The organism is Collinsella sp. CLA-ER-H11 (assembly GCF_040092445.1).
Taxonomy (GTDB): Bacteria; Actinomycetota; Coriobacteriia; order Coriobacteriales; family Coriobacteriaceae; genus Collinsella.
On the sequence record NZ_JBBNLN010000003.1, the window covers coordinates 154,671 to 172,563 of the forward strand.

Genomic DNA, 17,893 nt, shown 5'->3' on the forward strand with positions numbered 1-17,893 from the left:
CTCCCTTCTCCTACACGCCGACGACCACGAAGACAAACGCCAGAACGGCGATGCCCACGACGGCCCAGGTCTGATTGCCAAGAACCTTAAAACGCGAGCGCGAGCAGGAGTTCTCGATCACGCCGCATACGACAAAGTCGATAAGGCACTTCACCAGGAAGATGACTGCGCCCAGAACGGCGGCTGCGCCTACGGTTGCGGGCTCGCCCCAGGGGACGAAGATCGCGCAGAACCAGGCGACGACCAGGACCTGCTTCATAGACATGGCGAGCTTGGCCATCGCAAGCGACGGGCCGGAAAGCTCGGCGAGCGGGCCTTCCTGAAGCTCTTGCTCGGCCTCGGCCTGATCAAACGGCAGCTTGCCGAGCTCCATGTAGCAGGCAATCGCAAAGGCGATGCCGGCGAGGATCACGGCGACCGGCGCGTCGATGGCGCCCGTCATGATGTGCTGACCCATGGTGGCGATGTCGGTGGAACCGCAAACCAGGGCGGCGGCAAACAGCGCCAGCAGCATGGACGGCTCGATGAGCACGCTCATGAGCAGCTCGCGGACGCCGCCGATACCGGCGTAGGCGTTGGACGAATCCACACCGCAGAGGGCGAAGAAGAAGCGGGCGAGCGCCAGGCTGTACATGATGGTGATGGCGTCACCAAAGACCGGGATGGGGCTTTGTGCCGTAAAGAGCGGCAGACCCATCGCGAGCATAAAGGCGACGGCGAAGAACAGCGGCGGCATGATGCGCAGCGCAAAGCTCGCATCCTCGCTCTGGGACTCGGGGCGCGCAAAGAGCTTGGCCAGGTCGCGGTAGTCCTGCATGATGCCGGGGCCACGACGGTTGTGCATCTTGGCGCGGATCACGCGGCCGAGACCGGAGAAGAACGGTGCGACGGCCATGACGACCACGCCCTGCAGAACGGCAAGTACGATGTTGTTCATGCTCTCCCCTCCTTAACCCATTTGCACGGCGAGCACGAGGAACACCACGAGTGCCGCGACGATGTAGCAGATATAGATGCTGTAGTTGCCGCCCTCGAGCTTAGTCGCGAGATCGGCGAGCTTCTCGACACCCTTATGCGGGGCATCGACGAGAACCTTGTCGGGTACGGGCTCCACAGCCTCGGCCACACCGGTGAGCTTCTGGAAGAAGTGCGCGATGGACCAGCAGACGGCCGTGCAGCGGTCACGCAGCGTGTAGAGCGGCTGCATAAACCAGGACACCTCGGAGGCAAAGGTCGTGGCCACGACGGGCATATGCTCGTTGGGAGCATAGCCACATGCCCACGGCTGGGACTTCTGCACCTTGCCGACGGTCTTGAGCTTGCGATAACCGCAGGCAAGGCCGACGAGCACCACGAGCGCAATGGCGATCGCGGGCGTGGAGGTGGCAGCGCCGGAGTACTGGTTCATGAGCTCCATGCCCTCGGCGGCAAACACGCCACCGTACGGATGCAGCACGGACGCGGCGACATCGACCAGCACGGGCGCGATCACGGGAGCGCCAATGCCCAGCACGACGCAGATGGCCGCGAGCAGGCCCTGCGCAAACACCATGGGGGCGGGAACCTCCTTGGCATTAGCCGCGGCCTCGGAGCGGGGCGCGGAGGCAAAGGAGACGCCATAGGCCTTGACGAAGCACGTGACAGCCAGCGCGCCGGTAATGGCAAGTGCGACGGCAGCGAACACGGCCACGATCATGACGGCCTTGTCGCCCTGCATGGCGGCGTTAAACAACGACTGGTAGGTAAACCACTCGGACACAAAGCCGTTGAAGGGCGGGATGGCCGAAATGGCAAGCGCGCCAACGAGGAAGCAGATGGCCGTTGCCGGCATACGACGGAACAGGCCGCCCATCTTCTCCATATTGCGCGTACCCGTGGAGTACAGCAGCGCACCGGCGCCCAAGAACAGCTCGCCCTTAAACATCGCGTGGTTAAACGTGTGGTAGAGGGCGGCCATCAGAGCCAGGACGGCGATGCCGACCGAGTTGAGCGCCATGGCGGCCATGGAGGCGCCGACGCCGAGCAGAATGATGCCGATGTTCTCGACGGAGTGATAGGCCAGCAGGCGCTTGATGTCATGCTCCTGCAGGGCGAAGGCCACGCCGAGAACCGACGAGATCGCACCGAAGACCATGACCATAAGGCCCCACCAGACCTGAACGCCCGAGGCGGAGAGCAGGTCGAGACCAACCTTGAGAATGCCGAAGATACCGATCTTGATCATGCCGCCGGACATGAGGGCCGACACGTTGGACGGCGCCTCGGGATGCGCCTTGGGCAGCCAGCCGTGCAGCGGGATGATACCGGCCTTGGCACCAAAGCCAAAGAAGGCGAGCACAAAGCACACGGATGCGACCGCGGGGCTAAACTGCGTAGCGCGGAAATCCGCAAAGGCAAACGAGCCACCGGCGAAGTTGGTCATGGTGAGGAAGCTCGCCATGATGAGCACAAAGCCCACATGCGCAATCACAAAGTAGAGCCAACCGCCATGGATGGAATTCTCGTTCTCCTCGATCACGACCAGGAAGTACGATGTCAGCGACATGAGCTCAAAGGCAACCAGGAACCAAAACACGTTGTCGGCGGTGATGACGAGCATCATGGACGCCACAAAGGTGTTAAAGAAGAAGCCGGCGCGGCCCTTTTTGCCCGGGTACTCATCAAAGTAGTTGAGACCGTAGATCGAACCGGCAAACGCGAGCACCGAGATGAGCGCCACGAACAGGCCGGACAGCTGATTGAGCAGCAGCTGGAAATGGGCAAACGGGAAGAACACGATGGTGTCGACCGACGTGACATCGCCCAGCACGGCCTGGATACCGGCCACAAACGAAAGCACCGCGGCGACGGCGCCGATAAGGCAGCCGGCGGTCTTGGCGGCGTTATCGGCTTTGATCAGCAGAACCGAGGCGAGCGCACCGATGCACGAGACGGCAAGCGATGCGACAAACAGCGTCATGCTATCCATTGTTTACGCTCCCTTCTGCTTTCTCGGACAGGCCCTGGGCCACAGCGGTAACGTCGACGACCGGACCGTTTTCGATCGAGCGCAGGCGCTTGGCCTCGTCGAGCTCGCGATCGGCCGCGCCGCCCATGACGGTCAGCGCCTTGGTGGGGCACGCCGCCACACAATGCGGGCCGTCCGGATCGAAGGCGCACAGGTCGCACTTGACAGCGCAGGTGTACTGGCCAGGAGCCCACGTAAGCAGGCTGCTCAGGGACTTAGGATACGAAGGCGTCGGGTCGCACATGCCTGCGACACCGGCGATAGACGTGCCATCGGGATGGATGGCTCCGAAGGGGCACGCGATGGCGCACAGCCTGCACCCGATGCACTCCTGCTCCTTGACGTGGATGCGATCGCCATCGTGCTCGATGGCATTCACCGGGCAGACCTCGGCGCAGGGGGCACCCTCGCAATGGTGGCAGGCAAGGGCGGCCGAAATACCGCCGGTCTTCACGAGCGCCAGGCGCGGCGTATCCTGAAGACCCTGCATCCGGTGGGCGTCGGCACAGGCGGACTGGCATGTTCCGCAGCCGATGCACCTCTCCGGGTTGATGTCGATGAAGCGGTTCATCCCCACTTCCTTTCAAAATAACGGGCCGGGCTCCCGAACGTACGGGACGCCCGGCCCAAAAAGCCAACGAGAACGGGACTACACGATTTGATTCACGTGCGTCTCGTCGTCGAACTTGGCGGCGCCGGGCTCAACGTCCTGGGGAGCGGCGGCGTCCACCAGAGCCTGCTTGAGCTCGGTGTACTGACGCTCCACCTCGCCCTCTGCCCAGACCTGGTCGGCGATAGCGTCGACCTGGCAGGCGGAGAACTTGTCCTCGGGCGTATGCGAGACCGGGTCGACCTTGTGCATGGTCAGCTCGTTGCACTTGCCGATCCACCACTGGTAGGTCATGTAGACCGTGCCCTTGTTGATGCGATCGCTTATGTCGGCGCGGCTGTATACCTGGCCGCGGCGGCTGTGGATCGAGACGATGTCGCCGTTCTTGATACCGCGCGCCTGGGCGTCCGCGGGATTCATGCGAACAAAGCCGGGCTCGTCGGCAAGCAGCGCCAGCGTCTTGCAGTTGCCGGTCATCGAGCGACAGCTGTAGTGGCCGACCTCGCGGACGGTGCACAGGATGAGCGGGTACTCATCGTCGGGAAGCTCGGAGGGCGCCTCCCAATCGTGTGCCATCAGGTTGGCGCGGCCGTCCTTGGTGGTGAACTTGCCACCAGCGAACATGTCGGGCGTACCGTGGTCGTTCACATCGGTGCTCTTGACGGGCCACTGGGCGTAGCCGCCCTCGGGAGCCATCTTCTCGTAGGTCGCGCCCACAAAGTTGGGGCACAGGCTAATGCACTCGTTCCAGATCTGCTCGGTGTTGTCGTAGTGCATGGGGTAACCCATGCGCGTAGACAGATCCGCGAAGATCTCCCAGTCGTGACGGCACTCGCCCTTGGGCGGAACGGCCGCGTCAAAGTGCTGGAAGCTACGGTCGGATGCGGTAAAGACACCCTCGTGCTCGCCCCAAGAGGTGGCAGGTAGGATGACGTCGGCGAGCATGGTCGTCTGCGTCATAAAGATGTCCTGGCAAATGAACAGATCCAGCTCGGAGAGCGTCTTGCGCATTCCGGCCGAATCGGGCTCGGTCTGCACCGGGTCCTCGCCGTAGTTGTAGAAGCAGTGCACCTTGCCCTCGTCGACCAGGTGGCCCAGGTCGGTGAGCTTGTAGCCCTCCTCGAGCGGGAGCTTTTCCTCGGGCACGCCCCAAGCCTTGGCAAACTTGGCACGCACTGCCGGGTCGGTGACCTTCTGGTAGCCAGGGTACAGGTTGGGCAGCATGCCCATATCACAGGAGCCCTGGACGTTATTCTGGCCACGCACGGGCGCGAGACCGGAATTGGGTTTGCCGATCTGGCCGGCAACGCAGGCGATGGAGGCGATGGTGTGCACCGTCTTCAGGTTCTGCTTCTGCTGGCATACGCCCATGCCCCAGCCAATGATGGCAGAGGGCTTCGCCGTGGCGTACATCTCGGCAGCTTGGTGGATCAACGCGGGCTCGACACCCGTGATGTCCTGTACAGATTCGGGAGTGTAGTTCTTGATGGTCTCCCACCACTCGTCAAAGCCGTTCGTGTGCTCGGCGACGAATTCCTTGTCGTAGAGGCCATCGTTGACCAAGCAGTTGGCAAAGGCGTTGAGGAACGCGACGTTGCAACCATTCTTGATCGGAAGGTAGAGATCGGCGATACGCGCGGTTTCGATATGGCGCGGATCGGCGACGATGATCTTGCAACCCTTTTCTTTGGCTCGCACGATACGCCTTGCGACGATGGGGTGCGAATCGGCAGGGTTATAGCCGAAGAGGAAAATGCAGCCCGCATCCTCCATACCGGGGATGGAGCATGACATGCAACCTGAACCAACCGTGTCCATCAGACCGAGGACAGTAGGGCCGTGTCAAGTACGGGCGCAGTTGTCCACGCTGTGGGTGCCGATGCACGCACGCGTAAACTTCTGCATGACGTAGTTCGCCTCATTGCCGCCGCCTCGCGAAGAGCCGGTGGTCATGACAGCGTTAGGACCATATTCGTCAATTATGGCCTGCATCTTAGATGCGGTGAAATCCAGTGCCTCGTCCCAGCTTACGCGCTCAAGATCCGCGCCCTTAGTGCGGCGGATCATCGGGTGCAGTACGCGAGGAGTCAAGATCTTGGTGTCGTTGATGAAGTCGTAGCCGCTCATGCCCTTAAGGCACAGCTCGCCCTGATTGGTGATGCCGTTGAGCGGTTCGGTACCCACGACCTGGCCGTTTTGGACCAAGAGGTTAAACTGGCAACCGGCGCCGCAATACGGGCAGATCACTTTATGCTTCTCCATGACACCCTCCTTCCTTTCTCTGCTACCGATTAATCGGTACTTATTTGACAATCGTTGGGCTTGTATGGCCGCCCGCCTACGCCTCGTTTTCGATGGTGGCGCGGGCACGCTCGGCAGTCAGTTCCGCCAGGCGCTCATCGTCTACCAGGGTGAGGCCCTTGGTCGGGCACGCCTCGGCACACGCCGGACCGCCGGGACGGTCCACGCACAGGTCGCACTTGAGCACGAAGCTCTTGGTCTGCGAACCCACGCGAACGTCGCCCATCAAGACCGGAACCTGCGTGGTCGCCACGCTCACGGCGCCAAAGGGGCATGCCATGACGCAGCTCTTGCAGCCGATGCAGTTGTCCTCGTTGACGCCGATGCGATGGTTCTTTGGATCAAAGAACAAGGCACCCGTGGGGCAGGCCTTGGCGCACGGAGCGTCCTCGCAGTGGTGACATGCCACCGGCGCGGAAATCTCGTAGGTGCGCGTTACGCGCAAGCGAGGTGCGGCGATGTTGCCGGGAATATCGTGTGCCTCGATGCACGCCGCCATACAGGTTTGGCACCCAATGCAGCGTGAAGAATCAGCCACGACTCGTTTATTGCCCATGTTGTTCACTCCCTCCTGAATCCCATGCCGGAGAACCCTGCCGACGTTGCCCCGGACCGCCCGTGGTCCGGCATCGGCGTATCGAGTGCATGCGGCGAAACAGGCACTTCGATAGAATTCCTCCAACGATATACAGGTTAAATATACGCAGTTGCAGGGGGGCAAACTTGAGCATAGGCCCTGCAATACGGGTGTATTGCAGGGGTTTTGGCAGGTTGGAATTATTCTCTAGAATCTATAAAGGTGAGTGTATTACATGCGTACGCCTCAGAGATTTTTACGCGCTCTCATTTTAGATGTACTACGCTTGTATTCAAGTTAATGGTTATTTACTTGAGCGAAATAAAGTAATCGTTATAAGATGCTCAAGTATCGGCACATGCCGCATTTGACCGACTATATTGCACGCTCATTAAGGGGGCCAGTGATGTCATCGACTCAAAAACGAGCCATCCTGCAGGTGCGCATTCGCGAGGAAGACAAGCAGCATGCCGAACATCTCTACGACGCCATGGACACATCGCTCGCCGAGGCCGTCCGTCTATTTGTCGCGCAGAGCATTTTGATGCGCAAGCTCCCCTTTCAGCCGGTCGCCGTGCGCTCAAAGGACGGCACCGCCGCCTATGGATCGCTCAAAGCATACGGTGACCCCAATCGCCGCTCCGAGGAGCGCAATGCCTGGATTGAATACCTTGCCACAGAAAGCGACGATTCGATTTTGGGTCCCGAGGAAGTAGATATCCATGAGTAGCACCATCATCGACGAGACCGTCATCCTACGCTACCTGCTTGACGACGACGAAGTCCTGTCACCGCGCGCCGCCAAGGTCATCGCCACGCGTACCGCTCGTGTCTATCCCGAAATCATCACGCGCGTCGTGGTCACGCTGCGCGACGTCTATAAGGTCCCCCGCGTTGAGATTGCTGCGGCCATGAAAAGGCTGCTCGATGACGTCATGGTCGACGAGCCCACCGTTGTCGCCCTTGCCGTCAAGCTCTTTGGCAAGATCCATATGGACTTTACCGACTGCCTCCTCGCAGCCCGAACCGCCATCTATAACGACGACGTCGTGAGCTTTGGCAAGCCCATCATCCAAGGCATGATCGATTACCGCCGCAAGCGCCAAACCACCGCCGACGCCCGCGACCGCGCCGCCGAAGCCCGCAGCCGAAGCACCGACTCCACCATCGACAAGCTCCGCCACCGCCCCCGCAGCTAACCCCATCCCCACCTAAGTTGCGGTGAAATACGGACTGTTTTATGCCTTTAAAGGCCTCAACAGTCCGCATTTCACCGCAACTTATTGAAGGTGGACCGCGAACGATTTCGCTATCGGGATTCGGCGTAGGGTTTTGTTGTCGGAATGCCGTAGCCGCGAATCATGGCACCGAACGATTCTACGTCGTAGGTGTCCGAGAGTTTGAAATGAATGACGTTGTGGCCCATGGAGCGAAGGTTCGCGTCGCGCATGAGGGCCGCTCGATACATTTTTGCCGCCGCCCGCTCTGGATCATTTTGAGCCTCGTCTTCAAACTTGCCTAGCCCATGCAGCTCTGCCAGCGTCCATGAGCCGTCTGGCATCTGCCAGCCATAATCTGCTAGATAATAGCCAGCGTTTCCCGGTCGCGTTATCTCAACTTGAAGCTCGGGCGCGGCAACCCCAGCGAGAATCATCGCTGCTCTCGCCTCAGACTCGCCGCCATTGTCTGACCTGCCGTCCATATACTCAAAAACGTCAAAAGCACGCGCGATGCCATGCAACCCTCGGCAATTTGCCTGGGCATATGCTCGCAGCTCTTCGCGTTCGACATCGTACTCACGGGCCAAGCCATCGACATAGCCCAGCGCATAGCGAAAGGCGCTCGTTCGAGCGATATCAACAACCGCTCGACACGGATCCGTCAGTGTAAACAGACCTAGCCGCCACACTTCGCCCGCCCGCCAGCGCTTGTATTCAACGAACTCATACTTATCACGCCTTGTAGACCGTGGCAGCAGTACTTGCACTTTATCCAGAAGCGTATACGCCGAGCCGATGCCGTAGAGCAGCGCTGCTGTCGCTCCGCAAAACACAGCATCCGGTTCAACGACCGCAATAGCGGATGCCAGCTGAAAGATACGATCTTCAACCCCAAGATTATTCCAATAGACCGGATCCGCATATACATGGTTGTAAAGACGAAGCATGAGCTCTTCCTGCATAAGCTCGCGCGCACGGCGTTCATCCCAAGGATCAATTGTTATAAGCAGCTGTCCATCTTGATAAATTCCAACGGCCGAGAATAGCATCCTTGCATAGGACTGCGGAAAATGTTTGCCTTTATCGAGCATGGCCAACCCCATAACCATCACGGCGGAGAGAATACCATTACGCTATCGCATGCTTCCGTCCGCAGGCCTTGCCAAAAGCTGACCAAAAGCTTGACGTCGCAGGTCAGAGCTTCAAAAAATATTTCCACTCTCGGTAGACGGTCGCTACGATCCTCCCAACGGCATCAAAATCCAACCTTACAAATAGTTGCGGTGAAATACGGACTACATGGGCCATAAAAGCCGAAAAACAGTCCGTATTTCACCGCAACTTAGGAGGGGATGTGGGGTCCCGGCATGTATATGAAAATGGCTCTGGTCCCAAAAGGAATCAGAGCCATTCATCTATCTTATGGAGCGGGCGACGGGAATCGAACCCGCGTCATCAGCTTGGAAGGCTGGGGTTCTACCATTGAACTACGCCCGCAAGATATGGTCGGGACGACAGGATTTGAACCTGCGACATCCTGCTCCCAAAGCAGGCGCGCTACCAAACTGCGCCACGTCCCGAAGGTGTTGAGCAGCTAAGGTCTAAACCTTGCGTGTCCCAAAGCGAAGGAAATTATAGGGGAGACTCCCCGCCTGTGCAAGCATTGATGCCTTAGCTCCTCGAATGTGCAACAAAACGACGATGGAGCAGGCCTATCACAAACGCCACCACGGCGACCGGCGCCCACGCGGCCCCAATGTCCGCCAGCGGCAGCGCGTCGAACGGCAGCCACGCGCTCGCAAAGAACGCGTCACGAACCGAGGTGATCACGCTCTGCACCGCGACAACGCCGCCGACCCAAACCCACACCTGCGGATGCGCGTCGCAAAAACCGTGCACCAGGCCCATAAGAACCAGCACAATGGCGACGGGGTACAAGGCATTGAGCATGGGCACCGAGAACATAAGGATCACGTCGAGGCCCACGTTGGAGAGCACGCACGAAAACGCTGCGAACACAAAGGCAAGAACCGCAAAGGGACGACGCATAGCCTCCTCGGAGGCCTCCGCTCCCCCTTCGACCACATACGTCTCGCAGAAGTAACGCGAGCAGCAGCTGATGAGGCCGATGCACACGTTCATGCAGGCGAGGAAAAAGATCGCAAAGACCACGACCGTGCCGACAAGGCCAAAGTGCATGGAGGCAGAGCGGGCAAGGATGGCGGCGCCATTGGTGGCATCGGACATCACGGTGCTGAGCTGCGTGCCGGCAAGCGCCAGGCCGCAGTAGATGATGGCCATGAGCGCGCCGGCGATCACGCCGGAGCGCGAAATCTCGAAGGCCACGCGCTTGTCATCGGTAACGCCCAGCTCGTGGATGGTCTCGGCGATGATAATTCCAAAGGCGAGCGACGCGAGCAGGTCCATGGTCTGGTAGCCGGTCAGAAAGCCCTGCACAGCAGCACCGGCATCGTAGGGAGCCTGAGGCGCGGCAGCCGGTCCCAGCGGCGAGATCACGGCGGCACCCACGACCAGCACGATGAGCGCAATGAGCGCGGGGCCCGTAATGCGACCGAGCACGCGCGTGATGACGCCCGGACGCAGCGTGAGCGCAAACGCGACGACAAAGAAGCCAACGGCAAACACCAGGCGCGCCGTGCCGAGTGAAACACCCTCGGGCAGCAGCGGCACCAGCATCTCGAAGGCCGTGGAGCTCGTGCGCGGAATGGCCAGGCACGGGCCGATGGCCAGATACACCGCCGCGACAAAGAACTCACCAAACTTGGGGTGCACGCGGCCGGCAAGCTCGCGCGCCGTTCCGGCAAGTGCCACGGCGATAAAACCCATGACGGGCAGGCCGATGGCGGCAATCAGAAAGCCGAGCATGGCGACCGGCGTGGCAGAACCTGCCTGCAGTGCCAGCAGCGGCGGAATAATGAGGTTGCCGGCGCCAAAGAGCATCGAGAACAGCGCAATGCCGACGGTAACGACATGGTCGGAGCGCAAACCGCGCGGAGCGGATGAGGCCATATGCACACCTTTCGGGTCGAAACAAAAACGGGACGGGCAAAAACACCCGTCCCGCAAGTATATACGCTCTAGCAGGCTAAATCGCGCAAAGCGTCAATCGCGGTATCGACTTCCTCGTCCGTGTTGAAATACCCAAACGAGAAGCGAACGATACCCTGGCGCTCGGTCTCGAGTGCGCGGTGCATGAGCGGAGCGCAATGGGCGCCGGGGCGCGTCGCAATCCCCCACCCTTGCATGAGCGCGTCCGAGATCTCAGCAGAGTCGATATCACCCACGTTGAGTGAGACGATCGCCGAGCGCGACGGCTGGTCAAAGGCGCCGTAGAGCTTGATCTCCGGGATTTCGCGCACGCCAGCGAGAAAGCGATCCGCCAGTGCTCGCTCATGCGCCGCGATCGCCTCGACTCCGCCTTGCGCCTCGATAAAGTCGAGACCTGCGGAAAGTCCCGCGATGCCGTGGCCGTTGAGCGTGCCCGCCTCAAGGCGCGTGGGCCACCCAAGCGGCTGCAGAGCATCGAAGCTGTGCACGCCCGTGCCGCCCATGGCCCACGGAGCCACATCGACGCCCTCCGCCACGGCCAGGCCGCCGGTCCCCTGCGGACCCATGAACCCCTTGTGGCCGGTAAAGCACACAATGTCGAGCCCCATGGTTTGCATATCGATATGCGCCGTACCGGCAGACTGAGAGGCATCGACGATCACCAGCGCACCGGCCGCATGGGCGATGGCAGCCACACGCGAAACGTCGACCGCGTTGCCGGTCACATTGGAAGCGTGCGTCACCACCACGGCACGCGTACCGGGCGTGACCAACCGCTCGAGCTCGTCGTAGTCGAGCGCGCCGTTCGCGTCGCAGCCCGCATGCTCAACCGTCACACCCTGCTCCGTCGCCAAGCGATTGAGCGGACGCAGCACGGAGTTGTGCTCAAGCACCGTCGTGACCACGCGGTCGCCGGGGCGCACCACGCCATTGATAGCGGTGTTGAGCGCCGCGGTGGAGTTGGGCGTAAAACACACATGGTCCGCCCTCGGGCAACCAAAAAGGCGCGCAAGCTTGGCGCGGCAGCCGTGGATGGTACGCGCGGCGTCAAGCGCACCCGACGTGGCACCGCGCCCGGCATTGCCGAGCGAGCACATCGCCTGCGTCACGGCATCGATGACCGCCTGCGGCTTGTGCATGGTCGTCGCCGCGTTATCCAGATAGATCATCGCACGACCTCCCACATATCGATCACGGTATAGCCCTCGGTGGGAACGCCCGCCGCGGCGAGTTCGCCGCGCAGCAGCTCCTCATCGGCAGGCAACGCCTTCCACGCCAGACCGCAGCCGGCAGCGACCTCCCCGGGCACGGGAATCGTTCGCCCAGGAAGGCCGCGCTCGATGCATAGGGACTCGCAGCCCATGGCGGCCGCCGTGGTGGGAAACGTGATGACAAGCGCCGGGCGCTTCTCCCTCATGACAACTCCAACCAATATGCTACGGGCGCACGACGCGCACGGCCTGCTCCATCTTCTCCACGATCACGTACATGTTGGTGACCTCGCCCACCGCAAGCTGGTCTTTAATGCCATAGTGGTCGAGGCAGGTACCGCAGGTGAGAATCTCGACACCCTGCTCGGCCAGGCCCTTCAGATCATCGAGCACCGGAGAGCCCTCGACGGTGAGCTTGGCGCCGCCGTTGTAGAACAGCATGGTCGCGGGCAGCTCCTCCTGCTGCGTCACGGCAAAGATGAAGGCCTTCATGAGCTTGTGGCCCAGCTCGTCGTCGCCACGGCCCATACAATCGGTGTAGACGGAAATGACGAGTTTGCCCTTGCTGGCGCTGGCACCACAGAAGGCAGCGCCATCCTGCTCGGGATCGGCCACGGCAACGGCGCCAGAAGTCGCGACGGTCACGTGCCACTCGGCGTCCGAGATCTTCTCGACCGAGGCCGTGCAGCCCTTCTCCTGCGCCATCTTGGAGATGTTCTTGACGGCGGTCTCGTTGTCGACCGAGGTCACCACGGCGCCCTCGCCGTCAAGCTGTTTGAGTGCCTTAAGCGTCTTGACGACGGGCAGCGGGCAGGCATCGCCCATGGCATTGACTTCAATTTTGGTAGACATAGTAAATTCCTTTCGAATGAATCAATCAAGAACGATAGATAGTTGAATAAACAAACCGTTAACGGACAACGCGGACGGCAGGACCGCCCGGCTCCGCCTCGCAAACGCGACCGACGACGGCGGCAACGCGCCCCTCGGCATGCAGACGACGCGCAAGCTCATCCACATCCGCCGCGGGCGCCGCAATAAGCAAACCGCCCGAGGTCTGCGGATCGTACAGCGCATCCAGCATGCCCGGCTCCAGGTCCTCGTCGGCCGCCACGCGCGGGCCAAAGAAGTCCTGGTTGCGGTAGGAGCCCGCGGGGATAATGCCCAGACGCGCCATGTCGAGCACCTGGTCAAAGAGCGGCACCGCCCCCGATGCAAGCTCAACCTGCACGCCCGAGCCCTCGGCCATCTCGCACGCGTGCCCGATCAGACCAAAGCCCGTAATGTCGGTGCAGCCGTGAAGCTCAAGTCCCTCGGCCAGACGAATCGGTGCCTCGTTGAGGGTTCGCATCGAGTCAAACATGGCTGCGGCCTCGTCCTGCTCGATGAGCTCGCCCTTAATGGCCGTGGTGATAATGCCCGAGCCGATGGCCTTGGTCAGCAGCAGAACATCGCCCACGCGCGCGCCGCTGTTGGCGAGCATACGGTCAAGCGCGACAAAACCGCTCACGGACAGGCCGTACTTGGGCTCGTCGTCGTTGATGGTGTGACCGCCCGCGATGGAGCAGCCGGCCTCGACGCACTTGTCGGCGCCGCCCGCCAGAATCTGACCGGCAACCTCAACGCCCAGGCAGCTCGGGATGCACAGCAAGTTCATGGCATGGCTCGGCCGCCCGCCCATGGCGTAGATGTCCGACAGCGAGTTGGCCGCGGCGATCTGGCCAAACAGAAACGGGTCGTCGACCATCGGTGGGAAGAAGTCGATGGACTGCATGAGTCCCAGGTTCTCCCCTACGCGGAAGACGCTCGCATCGTCGGAGGTATCGAACCCCACGAGCAAGTTGTCGTTATGCACATTGGGTAAATCGCCCAGGACCTGGGCGAGGGCTCCGGGGGCCAACTTAGCGGCTCAACCGCTCGCGGCCGTCATGGACGTGAGCTTAATCTGATCGTCGGCCATCGATACCTCCTCTCATCGGTCAATCATTTCCTCCCAGTATACGCATGAATGCGAGCCTACGGCGGATGCATTAATTGAGCGCCTGTGCGCGAATCGCCGCGCCGATGGCTCCGGCAAAGCGAGCCTGGGGCGAGGTGGTCACCGGCGACCCCAGTAGCTCGCCCAACCGCTCCACCACGAAGGCGTTCTCGCACAGGCCACCGGTCAGGTAGTACGGGGCGCCCGCGGCCTGCCCGGCCATGGTCGCCACGCGCGAGACCACGCTGTCGATCACGCCACGCGCAATGTTCTCGCGCGGCTCGCCACGACCGATCAGGCTGATAACCTCGCTTTCGGCAAACACGGTGCACATGCTGGAAATCTTGGTAGGCTCGCCGGTGCGGACGAGGTCTGCCATCTGCTGCTGGGAAATGCCCAGGCGGTCGGCCATGATCTCCAAAAAGCGCCCCGTGCCGGCAGCGCACTTGTCGTTCATGGCAAATTTGGCCACGCGGCCGCCTTTAAGCTGGATGACCTTGGTGTCCTGGCCGCCCACGTCAATCACCGTGCCGTGATCGCCAAACAGGCGCACGGCACCGGTGCCGTGGCAGGTAATCTCGGTCACGACCTTGTGCGCATAGGGCACCGCGACACGGCCGTAGCCGGTCGCGACCACGCGCACGTCGTCGGCAGCCACGTCATAGCCGGCCGCTGCCAGTGCCTCGCGCAGCCGCTCGGCCGCATCGACCGAGGAGAACCCGGTTGGCTGCACGCACGTCCACGCCACCGAACCCTCCCCGTCGACCACAGCAGCCTTAGCCGCCGTAGACCCGATATCGATCCCGATCCCTATCATGGCTCTCTCCCAATCTAAACGTCAAAGGTAGCGGCGCGTTCAGGCGCCTTGGCATCCTCCCTCACATGTAACAAAGGGACAGTCCCTTTGTCACATACCGTCACCTACAGGGTTTCGATAAAGGCAGCGATGCGCGTCTCGATCTGGCCCATGTCACCGTTGCTGTAGTCGGTCTCGATCTTCATATACGGAATACCCGCACCCTCGACGGCCTCCTGCATGCGCGCGCTCTCAACGTTGAAGGTGTGGCAAGCCTGTAGCACGCTCTCTACCACGCCATCGACATGATACTTCTCGCACATAGCCAGCGTGTTTTCCATACGACCGTCGTTGGGCGTCATGACCGAGCAGTTGATGTCCAGGTAGCGGTCGGCGATGGAGCGCAGGATGTCGGGAGCCTCCGGGTCGATCATCATGGCCGCCGTGCGCTCGCCCGAGCAGTCGTCCATGCACACAACCACACCGCCGTTGGACTCAATAGTACGGCCGATCTTGTTGATCACGCCGCCCACCGGGCAGCCAGTAATCAGAATGCGCTTGGCATCTGCCGCGACCGGGCGCTCACCCGCGTCGTAGGCCTCGCGCAGCTTGACAACCTTTTGCTCCAGCTGCTGCGTATAGGCCTCGATATCAAAGCTGAACGTACCGGCAAACATGGTGCTCATCAGGTCGACGCCGCTCATGGCCGCCGGCTGGTTGGCCTGCAGGGCGAACATCTCGAGCTGGGCGGCACGCAGGCGATTGCGACGACGGACAGCAGCGCGCAGGTCATCGTCGGTAATCGTGATGCCGTAGAAGCCCTCGAGCTCCTCCTTGAGCAGGCGGCACTCCTCGTACCAGCCTTCACGCTCGTAGGCGCGATCGCGACCCTGCGGAAGATGCAGGATGTGCGTGCGCTTGAGCTCGTTGAGCAGTTCGTACATCTTCTTTTTGCCGTCGCAGGTGGTCTCGCCGATAATCATGTCGCTAAAGTACGTAAACGGACACTTTTGCGAGTAGGCAAAACCGTACGTCGATTTGATGAGCGGACACAGATTTGCCGGCAGCACCTTCTCGGCCTCGGGAATCACCTCATCGGACGTACCGCACAGAGCGACACTTGCGGCCCCCGCGGCATCGATAATCTCGAGCGGCGTATAGCTGCACAAAAAGCCGACCAGGCGATTGCCTGCCTGCTTGTAATCCTTGACGCGAATAAACGACGCCTTGCGCTGCTCGTTGAACTCCTCAAACGTGGACGGCAACGGCTGCTCAATATATTCCGACATATAACTCCTTAACAAACCTTTTAACCAACCAAGGAAACGGCTTTCCCAGGTGCCCGAGGTTGCCGTGAAAGAGAAGCGCCGCGTACTTTGGTACGCAAACGATGGTTTGAACGGCAAGATCGGGTGCCTGGGGAAGCCGCCGGGACAGATACCCCTAAATGGTTTCCAAGAAAGCTTCAATGCGCGTCTGCAGTTGGCCCGCATCCTCGCCGGCGTAGTCGGTCGTGATGTGCATAAACGGAATGCCGGCTTCCTCGGCGGCCTTCTCCACGGCAAACGACTCCATCTCGTAGAGCGTGCAGAACTGCAGAGCCACGTCGACGATGCCGTCGGCATGCAGGTCCTTGGCCATCTGGACAATGTCCTTCATACGCTGGTCGTTGGGGGTAAAGACGGCGCAGTTGATCTTAAAGTAGCGCTCAGCAATGGCGTCGAGCATCTCGTCGACCGTCTCGCCGGACTCATCGACCAGGTCCTTGTAGTAGCGCGAGCCCGTGCAGGACTCCTCGCCTACCACAACGCCGCCGGCCTTCTCGATAAGGTTGAACAGCTTCCAATTGGGCACGGCCATGGGCGTGCCGGTGTACAGGATGCGCTTGGTCCCCTTGGGCGCCACGCCCTCGCCGGCCTCGACACGCTGCTCGCACTCAGCCGCCATATCGTTGATGGCTCCGGTCAGACGCGGTGTGTCGTCCATAAAGGCGGCCTGAACGGTCAGCAGGCTGTCGAGACCGCTGATGGGCGCAGGGTCGGCAGCGCGCGTGGCAGCGAGGCGCTGCAGGGCGCGGCGCTTCTCATTGACGGCGTGGATGGCAGCCTTCAGACGCTCGGGCGTAATCTTGACGCCGCACTCGTCCTCGATCTTGGCGGCGAGCTTCTTGACCTCGGCCTTCCAGGTCACGAGCGTCGACTCGTCGTGCACGTTGGGAATATCCATGACGTACATGTTCTTTTGCGTGGCAAAGAACTCGTAGGCTTTCTTCTTACCGTCGCAGGTGTTCTCGCCTACCACCAGGTCACTCGACTCAATGTAGGGGCAGACCTCGCCCAGCTTAAAGCCGGCAAAGCTCTTGATAAGCGGACAGGTGTTGCGCGGCAGGTGCTCCTCGACCTTATCGGTTGCCCAATCGGCACCCGAGCACAGACCTACGGGAATGCCGTCACAGGCAAGCACGATCTCCTCGGGCACGTACACGCAGAACGAGCCGACGATCTTGGTGGCCTCGCCGGCCGCCTTCTTGTCAAGCATCTCCTTAATGCGGCCACTGTGGATGTTGGTGGCGACAAAATCCAGGTAGGACGTGGACTTGGGGCGATTGTTCTGCGTCAGGAACATATCGCCGTACATCTGGCCCACGGCACCCAGCAGCATGTCGTGGTCGGCAAGATTCATGCCGAGGCTCTCCCACATCGGATGGAAATCAAATTCTTCAGCCATAACGGTTCCCCTCTCGAACCAAAAACGGATAGCAGCGGTATCGATGCACGACGGACGGCAATTGCCCGGCCGTGCTCAAACCCGGAATTTTAGGGAACCTGCTTTGCGGTCGATTATTTAATTGTGCGTCGTCTCTCCCGGAGCCGTGAACATACCTGCTCATATGCGGCTCCGAGCCATATACAGGGCACGCGCGGCAACGCGGCAAATGTATGTCGTCTGCGGCATATGCGCACCCTCCTTTACAAGTTGAGGTCAACTATATCAACGGTCATCGACCATGCGAACACCGTTGACATTCGTACGACAGCGCCGTGTGTCGTCGTTTAATAAATAATTATCTTGGTTGATAAGAGTTTGTCATTCCTCATTCGGCGAACGGCAAAAACAAAGCCGC

16 protein-coding genes and 2 tRNA genes are annotated in these 17,893 nt (G+C 60.8%); 2 read left to right on the forward strand and 16 right to left on the reverse strand.

The genetic code is table 11. The features are described 5' to 3' along the window. Positions 1-10: 10 nt before the first annotated feature. The 5 genes from AAAX35_RS03440 to AAAX35_RS03460 all read right to left on the reverse strand — a co-directional run bounded on the left by AAAX35_RS03440 (position 11) and on the right by AAAX35_RS03460 (position 6,417). Positions 11-937, reverse strand: coding sequence for an NADH-quinone oxidoreductase subunit H (locus AAAX35_RS03440; protein ID WP_349116762.1), 927 nt, complete (start codon positions 935-937; stop codon positions 11-13). A gap of 12 nt (positions 938-949) precedes the next feature. Then, positions 950-2,968 (reverse strand): hydrogenase 4 subunit B, encoded by a 2,019-nt coding sequence (gene hyfB, locus AAAX35_RS03445; RefSeq protein WP_349116763.1) that lies wholly within the window; start codon positions 2,966-2,968, stop codon positions 950-952. Further along, the gene (locus AAAX35_RS03450) at positions 2,961-3,578 is read right to left on the reverse strand and encodes a 4Fe-4S dicluster domain-containing protein (RefSeq protein WP_022095203.1); all 618 of its coding nucleotides are present in this window, start codon (positions 3,576-3,578) and stop codon (positions 2,961-2,963) included. The genes hyfB and AAAX35_RS03450 overlap by 8 nt, the downstream gene beginning before the upstream one ends. A 78-nt stretch (positions 3,579-3,656) precedes the next feature. After that, positions 3,657-5,879 carry a formate dehydrogenase subunit alpha gene (fdhF, locus tag AAAX35_RS03455; RefSeq protein ID WP_349116764.1) on the reverse strand — a complete coding sequence of 741 codons (2,223 nt, stop codon included), beginning with the start codon at positions 5,877-5,879 and terminating at the stop codon, positions 3,657-3,659. Positions 5,880-5,955: 76 nt separating this feature from the next. Next, positions 5,956-6,417, reverse strand: coding sequence for a 4Fe-4S dicluster domain-containing protein (locus tag AAAX35_RS03460; RefSeq protein ID WP_349116765.1), 462 nt, complete (start codon positions 6,415-6,417; stop codon positions 5,956-5,958). A 484-nt stretch (positions 6,418-6,901) separates the two neighbouring features. Between AAAX35_RS03460 and AAAX35_RS03465 the strand changes: the two genes are divergently transcribed. Both AAAX35_RS03465 and AAAX35_RS03470 read left to right on the forward strand, forming a co-directional pair. Beyond that, positions 6,902-7,225 carry a type II toxin-antitoxin system RelB/DinJ family antitoxin gene (locus tag AAAX35_RS03465; RefSeq protein ID WP_349116766.1) on the forward strand — a complete coding sequence of 108 codons (324 nt, stop codon included), beginning with the start codon at positions 6,902-6,904 and terminating at the stop codon, positions 7,223-7,225. Next, positions 7,218-7,694, forward strand: coding sequence for a hypothetical protein (locus AAAX35_RS03470; RefSeq protein ID WP_349116767.1), 477 nt, complete (start codon positions 7,218-7,220; stop codon positions 7,692-7,694). The genes AAAX35_RS03465 and AAAX35_RS03470 overlap by 8 nt, the downstream gene beginning before the upstream one ends. 110 nt (positions 7,695-7,804) lie before the next feature. Here the strand turns inward: AAAX35_RS03470 and AAAX35_RS03475 are convergent, their stop codons facing one another. The 11 genes from AAAX35_RS03475 to AAAX35_RS03525 all read right to left on the reverse strand — a co-directional run bounded on the left by AAAX35_RS03475 (position 7,805) and on the right by AAAX35_RS03525 (position 17,496). Continuing rightward, a complete protein-coding gene (locus AAAX35_RS03475; protein WP_349116768.1) occupies positions 7,805-8,806 on the reverse strand; it encodes a hypothetical protein in 1,002 nt (333 codons plus the stop codon). A gap of 332 nt (positions 8,807-9,138) precedes the next feature. Continuing rightward, positions 9,139-9,212: transfer RNA gene (locus AAAX35_RS03480), tRNA-Gly, on the reverse strand. A 6-nt stretch (positions 9,213-9,218) separates the two neighbouring features. Further along, a tRNA-Pro gene (locus AAAX35_RS03485) sits at positions 9,219-9,295 on the reverse strand. Between the two features lie 91 nt (positions 9,296-9,386). Next, on the reverse strand, positions 9,387-10,745 hold the full coding sequence (brnQ, locus tag AAAX35_RS03490; protein ID WP_195544616.1) for a branched-chain amino acid transport system II carrier protein: 1,359 nt from the start codon (positions 10,743-10,745) through the stop codon (positions 9,387-9,389). A gap of 68 nt (positions 10,746-10,813) precedes the next feature. Continuing rightward, the gene (locus tag AAAX35_RS03495; protein WP_195544615.1) at positions 10,814-11,953 is read right to left on the reverse strand and encodes an aminotransferase class V-fold PLP-dependent enzyme; all 1,140 of its coding nucleotides are present in this window, start codon (positions 11,951-11,953) and stop codon (positions 10,814-10,816) included. Then, positions 11,950-12,201, reverse strand: a complete 252-nt coding sequence (locus AAAX35_RS03500) for a DUF3343 domain-containing protein (RefSeq protein WP_022095212.1) — start codon at positions 12,199-12,201, stop codon at positions 11,950-11,952. The genes AAAX35_RS03495 and AAAX35_RS03500 overlap by 4 nt, the downstream gene beginning before the upstream one ends. A gap of 19 nt (positions 12,202-12,220) precedes the next feature. Beyond that, on the reverse strand, positions 12,221-12,847 hold the full coding sequence (gene yedF, locus AAAX35_RS03505; RefSeq protein WP_349116769.1) for a sulfurtransferase-like selenium metabolism protein YedF: 627 nt from the start codon (positions 12,845-12,847) through the stop codon (positions 12,221-12,223). 58 nt (positions 12,848-12,905) lie between these two features. Further along, complete coding sequence (selD, locus tag AAAX35_RS03510) at positions 12,906-13,955, reverse strand: selenide, water dikinase SelD (protein WP_349116770.1); 1,050 nt, start codon at positions 13,953-13,955, stop codon at positions 12,906-12,908. 70 nt (positions 13,956-14,025) lie between these two features. Continuing rightward, complete coding sequence (locus tag AAAX35_RS03515) at positions 14,026-14,790, reverse strand: acyl-CoA dehydratase activase (protein WP_349116771.1); 765 nt, start codon at positions 14,788-14,790, stop codon at positions 14,026-14,028. Positions 14,791-14,894: 104 nt separating this feature from the next. Next, the gene (locus tag AAAX35_RS03520) at positions 14,895-16,058 is read right to left on the reverse strand and encodes a double-cubane-cluster-containing anaerobic reductase (protein WP_349116772.1); all 1,164 of its coding nucleotides are present in this window, start codon (positions 16,056-16,058) and stop codon (positions 14,895-14,897) included. Positions 16,059-16,212: 154 nt separating this feature from the next. Next, entirely contained in the window at positions 16,213-17,496 is a 1,284-nt protein-coding gene (locus tag AAAX35_RS03525; RefSeq protein WP_349116773.1) for a double-cubane-cluster-containing anaerobic reductase, read from the reverse strand. Positions 17,497-17,893 lie beyond the last annotated feature (397 nt).